The following is a 7190-nucleotide window of genomic DNA, read 5'->3' on the forward strand; positions in this document are numbered from 1 at the left end:
CCCAAGGTGATCCTGTTCGACGAGCCGACCTCGGCGCTCGATCCGGAGATGGTCCAGGAAGTGCTCAACGTGATCCGTGCGCTGGCCGAGGAAGGCCGCACCATGCTGCTGGTCACCCACGAGATGAACTTCGCCCGCCAGGTTTCCAGCGAGGTGGTGTTCCTCCACCAGGGCCGCGTCGAGGAGCAGGGCACCCCGCAACAGGTATTCGACAACCCGCAGTCCGCGCGTTGCCAGCAGTTCATGTCCAGCAATCACTGATCGGAGAGCCAACCATGCATAACTACAAGAAAGTGCTGCTCGTCGCCGCCAGCGTTCTCGGTCTGCTCGGCCAGGCAGTCGCCGCCGACAAGCTCAGGATCGGTACCGAAGGCGCCTACCCGCCGTTCAATCTGGTCGATGCCCGCGGCAAGGTCGGCGGCTTCGACGTGGAGATCGCCGAGGCGCTGTGCGCGCAGATGAAGGCCGACTGCGAAGTGGTCACCTCCGACTGGGACGGCATCATCCCGGCGCTCAACGCGAAGAAGTTCGACATGATCGTCGCCTCGATGTCGATCACCGACGAGCGCAAGCAGGCGGTCGACTTCACCGAGCCGTACTACACCAACAAGCTGCAGTTCATCGCGCCCAAGGGGGCCGAGTTCAGGACCGATGAAGCCAGCCTCAAGGGCAAGGTGATCGGCGCCCAGCGCGCCACCATCGCCGGCACCTGGCTGGAGGACAACCTCGGCGACGTGGTCGAGGTGAAGCTCTACGACACCCAGGAGAACGCCTACCTGGATCTCGCCGCCGGCCGCGTCGACGGCGTGCTGGCCGACAAGCTGGTCAACTGGGAGTGGCTGAAGAGCGAGCCGGGCAAGGACTTCGAGTTCAAGGGCGAGCCGGTCTACGACAACGACCGCATCGGCATCGCCCTGCGCAAGGGCGACGCCGAGCTGCGCGAGAAGCTGAACAGCGCGCTGCAGGCCATAGTCGCCGACGGCACCTACCAGCAGATCAACGACAAGTACTTCCCGTTCAGCATCTACTGACGGGCCCGCGCCCGGCCGTGGCCGGGCGCACCTGCAGGCGAGGGTGACAAGCATGTTTCTCGATTTGCACGGTTTCGGTCCCGCCCTGCTGGCGGGCACCTGGATCACCATCCAGCTGGCGCTCTGCTCGCTGGCCGTCGGCCTGGTGCTGGGCCTCTGCGGCGCGCTGGCCAAGACTTCGAAGTACCCGGCGCTGCAGTGGCTCGGCTCCAGCTACTCGACCCTGGTGCGCGGCGTGCCCGAACTGCTCTGGGTGCTGCTGATCTACTTCGGCAGCGTCAGCCTGATGCGCGCGCTGGCCGACGGCCTGGGCATGCACAGCCTGGAACTCAGCCCGTTCGCCGCCGGCGTGCTGGCGCTGGGCCTGTGCTTTGGCGCCTACGCCACCGAGGTGTTCCGCGGCGCCATCCTGGCCATCCCCAAGGGCCAGTGCGAGGCCGGGCAGGCGCTGGGGCTCGGCACCTTCGCCATCCTCTGGCGGCTGATCCTGCCGCAGATGTGGCGCATCGCCCTGCCGGGCCTCGGCAACCTGTTCATGATCCTGATGAAGGACACCGCGTTGATCTCGGTGATCGGCCTCGAGGAGATCATGCGCCACTCGCAGATCGCGGTGACCGCCAGCAAGCAGCCGTTCACCTTCTACCTGATCGCCGCCTGCATCTACCTGAGCCTGACCATCGTCGCCATGAGCAGCCTGGCGCTCATGGAGAAGCGCGCCGCCCGCGGCTTCCGGAGAGCCTACGCATGAACTGGGAACTGATGATCAAGTGGACGCCGCGCCTGCTCGAAGGCGCCTGGCTGACCCTGGAGCTGGTGGGCATCGCCGTGCTGGCCGGCCTCATCCTCGCCATCCCGCTTGGGGTGATGCGCAGCTCGCGGCACGCCTGGGTGCGCGCGCTGCCCTACGGCTACATCTTCTTCTTCCGCGGCACGCCGCTGCTGGTGCAGCTGTTCCTGGTCTACTACGGCATGGCGCAGTTCGAGGCGATCCGCCAGAGCGCGCTGTGGCCGGTGCTGCGCGATCCCTACTGGTGCGCGGTGATCACCATGACCCTGCACACCGCCGCCTACATCGCCGAAATCCTGCGCGGCGCCATCGCCGCCATCCCGCCGGGGGAGATCGAGGCGGCGCGGGCGCTGGGCATGTCGCGCTGGCAGGCGCTGCTGCACATCGTCCTGCCGCGCGCCAGCCGCATCGGCCTGCCGGCCTACAGCAACGAGGTGATCCTGATGCTCAAGGCCAGCGCCCTGGCCAGCACCATCACCCTGCTGGAGCTGACCGGCATGTCGCGCACCATCATCGCCCGCACCTACCAGCCGGTGGAGATCTTCCTGATGGCCGGGGTGTTCTACCTGCTGGCTTCCTACGGTCTGGTACGCCTGTTCCGCCTGCTGGAGCAGCGCCTGCGGGTGGAGCTGTGCCAGGGGCGGTGAAGCAGGAGCGAGTCTGGTGCCGGCATCGTCCGTAAAGGGGGGCGATGCCCTTGCCCGGTCGCCGTGAGGTGGCCGGGTTTTTCTGTGTAGCGGCAGCGGCCCCTGCGACCGCAAGCCGCCCCGGCCGTTTGTTAAGATGCCCTCTTTCCCGTTTGCGATGATTTGCCGATGACCGAGCTCACCAACATCCGCCTCGACGAGATCGACCGCCAGCTGATCGCCGCCCTGCAGGTCGACGCCCGCGAGAGCGCCGCCATGCTCGCGCGCAAGCTCGGCATCGCCCGCACCACGGTGATCTCGCGCCTGGCGCGCCTGGAGAAGAGCAAGGTCATCACCGGCTACGGCGTGCGCCTCGGCCAGCGCGTGCTGGAGGGCGGCCTGCAGGCCTACGTCGGCATCACCCTGCAGCCGCGCTCGGGCAAGGAGGTGCTGCGCCGCCTGAGCAACATGCCCGAGGTGCAGCAGCTGTGCACGGTGAGCGGCGAGTTCGACTTCGTCGCCTGGCTGCACGCGGAAACCCCCGAGCGCCTCGACCAGCTGCTCGACGAGATCAGCGCGGTGGACGGGGTGGAGAAGACCAACACCTCGATCATCCTGTCCTGCAAGCTCGACCGCGGCGGGCGGCTCTAGCGGTTCACTTCTTCGCCAGCTGCCACAGCCGCGCGATGTCCGCGGCGCGCTGGCGCAGCAGGCGTGGCGCCTCGGTGAGGGCGTCGGCCAGGCTGATCGGCCCGGGCGCTAGGCTGAAGGCAGCGTCGATGCCGTGGCCGTAGAGCTGCTGGTAGCCCTCGCCGAGCATGCCGGCCAGCGCCACCACCGGCACGCCGTGACGCTTGGCGATGCTCGCCACCCCCATTGGCGTCTTGCCGTGCAGGGTCTGCAGGTCGAGCCTGCCCTCGCCGGTGATCACCAGGTCGGCGCCGATCAGCGCCTGCTCCAGCCCGCTGACCTCGGCGACCAGCTCGATGCCGGGGCGGAAGGTCGCGCCGAGGAAGCTGCGCGCCGCGAAGCCGATGCCGCCGGCCGCGCCGCTGCCGGGCAGGTCGCGGTCGTCGCGGCCGAGGGTCTGCGCGCACACGTCGGCGAAGCGGGCGAGGGCGGCGTCGAGCTGGCGCACCTGCTCCGGCGTCGCGCCCTTCTGCGGGCCGAACACCTGCGAGGCGCCGCGCGGCCCGCACAGCGGGTTGTCGACGTCGCAGGCGACCTCGAAGTCCACCTGCGTCAGGCGCGGATCGAGGCCGCTCAGGTCGATGCGTGCCAGCTGCGCCAGCGCCGCGCCGCCGGGCGCCAGCGGTTGGCCGGCGGCATCCTCGAAGCGCGCGCCGAGGGCGCGCAGCATGCCGCTGCCGCCGTCGTTGGTGGCGCTGCCGCCGAAGCCGAGGACGATGCGCTCGGCGCCGGCCTCCAGCGCGGCGCGGATCAGCTCGCCGGTGCCATGGGTGCAGGCGCGCAGCACATCGCGCCTGGCCGGGGGAACCAGATGCAGGCCGCTGGCCGCGGCCATCTCGATCACCGCGCTGCGGCTGCCGGCGATCCAGCCCCACTGCGCCGCCACCGGCTCGCCGAGCGGGTCGCGCACCAGCGTCTCGCGGTACTCGCCGCCGGTCGCCGCGATCAGCGCGGTCAGCGTGCCTTCGCCGCCGTCGGCCATCGGCCGGCAGACCAGCTCGGCCTGCGGCCACACCTCGCGCAAGCCGGCGGCGATGGCCGAGGCCACCTCGGCGGCGGACAGGCTTTCCTTGAACGAATCGGGGGCGATGACGACTTTCATGGCGGACCTTTTCCTGGCGAAGGGGCTGCGCTCGGCGCTAGTGGCCTGTGCGGTTGGTTGGTTGATTGAGTCAAGTTCGGATGACCATGGTTCCGAGACAAGGCGCCGCGACGAGTCATGGCAGGGCTATGGCGAGGAGTGGCAACGCAGTATCGGGGCCATGGGCGCCGAAATTGACCAACTGAACTAACCAAACAGGCCACTAACCTCATTCTGACCGGCGGCGGCTGCGAAATCAGCCGCGATCCACTCACCTGACCCGCAGATCCAGCTCGGCGCCCTGTGAACGGCCGTGATCGGTCATGCTGTCCAGCAGCCGGTCACGCTCGTCCAGCATGCGGATGCGCGCCTCGATGGCGGCACGCACGCGGGGCCGCGCCGCATGGCACGGACCGCTGAGCTGCAGGCCGGCCAGCCATTGCTGCGCCACCCGGGCCGATGCCCTGGCGCTTTCCACATGCTGGTACTCGTGCGCGCGCAGCGCCAGATAGTAGCGTCGCCACTCGGCCGACACCGCCGGGGGCAGGGTGCCGGGGGCAAGCTGGGGCAGGGTGACCACCGATTCGGCCTTCACCGCGGCATCCTTCAGCAGGCATTGCGTCTCCGCCACCGGGACCAGCCGGTAGCTCGCGCTGTAGTGGGTCTCGGTGCCGCCACCGAACGCACTGTGGGCGTTGCGCACCGGGCTGCGTTCGCCGATCGAGCGGTGGATTTCCTCGATGGTGCGGCCGTACACCAGGTAGTGCTGTTCGCGCACCGCCGAGCTGACCGGCTCGGCCGCCAGGGCCAGTGGGGTGAGGGCCAGCAACAGCCAGATCCCGCGCATGGAGCCTCCCCGCCGCCCCGGGCGACCCCTGCGGCGGCGAAGGTCTGTTTTCCGGGGTTGTCTGCAAGAGGATAGTGCGCGGGGCCATCCCGGCGCCGCGCGGGAGACGGGCGGCTGTGGCGCTCACGCCATGATGTTCACCCCACCGTCCACGTACAGCGTCTCGCCGGACAGGCGCCGCGCGTAGGGCGTGGCCAGCCAGGCGCAGGTGAAGCCGACGTCCATGATGTCCACCAGCTCGCCCAGCGGCGCGCGCTGGGCGGCCTCGTTGAGCAGCAGGTCGAAGTCCTTGAGGCCGGAGGCGGCGCGGGTCTTCAGCGGACCGGGAGAGATGGCGTGCACGCGGATGCCATTCGGGCCCAGCTCGTAGGCCAGGTAGCGGCAGGAGGCTTCCAGCGCGGCCTTCACCGGGCCCATCAGGTTGTAGTTGGGCACCACCTTGTTGGCGCCGTAGTAGCTCATGGCGAACAGCGTGCCGCCGCTTTTCATCAGCGGCGCCGCCAGGCGGGCCATGCGCACGAAGGAGTGGCAGGAGATGTCCATGGCCTGGGCGAAGCCCTCCGCCGAGGAGTCGAGCAGGCCGCCCTGCAGGTCTTCCTTCGGCGCCCAGGCGATGGAGTGCACCAGGATGTCCAGTTGCCCCCAGTGCCGCTCGATCTCGGCGAACACCGCCTCCAGCTCACCGGGACGGGTGACGTCCAGCGGCATGAAGATCGGCGCGTTCAGCTCGCGGGCCAGCGGCTCGACGTGGGGGCGGGCCTTGTCGTTGGCGTAGGTGATGGCCACCTCGGCGCCCAGTTCGGCGAAGGCCCGGGCGCAGCCGTAGGCGATCGAGTGCTCGTTGGCCACGCCGACCACCAGGGCCTTGGCGCCCTTGAGGGGCGGGCGGGGGATTTCCAGAGTCATGTCCTTTTTCCTCGGTTTTCAGATGGGATGCCCCGAAGGGCTGACGGGGCGGTCGTAACCGGCACGGCCATTTAACCTGAAACGCCGGGATTGCGGGCGCACTCCCGGTTGTTTTTCCACGGTGCACCGCGCTAACCTCGACACCTGTCAAACCTCTCGCGCAAAAGGACTTGCTGCCATGGTGTATAACCGCCAACTCACCCCAGGCCACCTCCGAAAGCTGCATTCCAGAGCGGTCAGGCTTTCGCGTCCTTGAGTCTTGTCCATCAGGCCAATTCGGGGTTTTATGCGCCGGTTGGTGTCTGTTTATAGTTGGGTGTCTTCGTGATCACTCCTCTCGCAATCGCAGGTATGGCGCTCACCGCCTCGTTCCTTTGGCTTCTCGCAAGCTGGTCCGCGCGTGACGTAAAATCATCCACGTGGCTTGTCGCATGCGCGTTGGTTGTGGTCGCATGCACTGCGCTTGTCTTGTATGGCCTGTTATATTCCGCTCCGGCCTTGGCTCGGTCCCGATTGCCTTTCGAACGCGCCGCTCAATACATCTTGGTGCCGCTGTTTCTTTGCTTCCCGCTGGCATTTGCCTTTGGACTACCCCAAGTTCTCCGCCGCCTGCGGGTGGGCGCAATTGCGGCTCGCATCGTTGGTTTTTTTGCGGGCGTAGGCGCGGTTGCCATCCTCCCGTTCGCGGCGCTTGTGGCGGGTTGTGGTCTTGCAGGCGCCTGCCTATGACTTCAGCGCCACAGACACCCAACGCTGCAATAAACCGGGCGCTGCGCGATAAGGCCGCGCAGCGCCTGTTATTTATATGTCATTTTTTTAATATTTTGGGATGATTATGAGAAATATCGTTGTTGCTGCTTTAATTGTCGGTGCGTCAGGATTCATCACCTATATTGTGTCCTCAAAAAAACATGCTAAATCACACTGAGTATTGTGCTTTGCATAGTGGGGTGAGTTCTAAGCTCAGGAGTGTAAGAACGGGAGAGGCGGCTGAAATAGTTAAGTCTGAGGTAATTCAATGTATTGAAGAAAGGAAGACTTTCATCCAGTCAGTATTCTTTTCAAAAAAAGATATTTCAGATGGATTTGAAATTATTATTGAATGAGTTTCTCTAAGCCATCTCTAGGGAAGGTCTGAAAAACATTTCCCGATCTGGTGAAATGGCCCGCCAGCCCCTCTGGAGTTCCCTTGCATGAAGCAGCTGTCTTTCGCCGATGCCGA

7 protein-coding genes and 1 pseudogene are annotated in these 7190 nt (G+C 66.4%); 5 read left to right on the forward strand and 3 right to left on the reverse strand.

All coding sequences use genetic code 11. The annotated features are described in order from the left end of the window. The 5 genes and pseudogenes from E5198_RS19745 to E5198_RS19765 form a co-directional block, all read left to right on the forward strand. Positions 1 to 261 (forward strand): annotated as a pseudogene (locus E5198_RS19745) (ATP-binding protein); the annotation flags it as partial. A 14-nt stretch (positions 262 to 275) separates the two neighbouring features. Then, positions 276 to 1031, forward strand: coding sequence for an ABC transporter substrate-binding protein (locus tag E5198_RS19750; RefSeq protein WP_136491636.1), 756 nt, complete (start codon positions 276 to 278; stop codon positions 1029 to 1031). A gap of 52 nt (positions 1032 to 1083) precedes the next feature. Next, positions 1084 to 1779, forward strand: coding sequence for an ABC transporter permease (locus tag E5198_RS19755; RefSeq protein WP_136491637.1), 696 nt, complete (start codon positions 1084 to 1086; stop codon positions 1777 to 1779). After that, positions 1776 to 2465, forward strand: coding sequence for an ABC transporter permease (locus E5198_RS19760; RefSeq protein WP_136491638.1), 690 nt, complete (start codon positions 1776 to 1778; stop codon positions 2463 to 2465). Before E5198_RS19755 ends, E5198_RS19760 begins: the two co-directional genes overlap by 4 nt. Before the next feature lie 168 nt (positions 2466 to 2633). After that, a complete protein-coding gene (locus E5198_RS19765) occupies positions 2634 to 3095 on the forward strand; it encodes an Lrp/AsnC family transcriptional regulator (protein WP_136491639.1) in 462 nt (153 codons plus the stop codon). Positions 3096 to 3099: 4 nt separating this feature from the next. Here E5198_RS19765 and E5198_RS19770 read toward each other — a convergent pair whose 3' ends face one another. The 3 genes from E5198_RS19770 to fabI form a co-directional block, all read right to left on the reverse strand. Then, positions 3100 to 4236 carry a glycerate kinase gene (locus tag E5198_RS19770; RefSeq protein ID WP_136491640.1) on the reverse strand — a complete coding sequence of 379 codons (1137 nt, stop codon included), beginning with the start codon at positions 4234 to 4236 and terminating at the stop codon, positions 3100 to 3102. A 250-nt stretch (positions 4237 to 4486) separates the two neighbouring features. Beyond that, a complete protein-coding gene (locus tag E5198_RS19775) occupies positions 4487 to 5062 on the reverse strand; it encodes a DUF922 domain-containing protein (protein WP_136491641.1) in 576 nt (191 codons plus the stop codon). A gap of 123 nt (positions 5063 to 5185) precedes the next feature. After that, the gene (gene fabI / locus E5198_RS19780) at positions 5186 to 5968 is read right to left on the reverse strand and encodes an enoyl-ACP reductase FabI (RefSeq protein WP_136491642.1); all 783 of its coding nucleotides are present in this window, start codon (positions 5966 to 5968) and stop codon (positions 5186 to 5188) included. Positions 5969 to 7190: the final 1222 nt, after the last annotated feature.

The organism is Pseudomonas sp. A-1 (assembly GCF_004801855.1).
Lineage (GTDB): Bacteria > Pseudomonadota > Gammaproteobacteria > Pseudomonadales > Pseudomonadaceae > Geopseudomonas.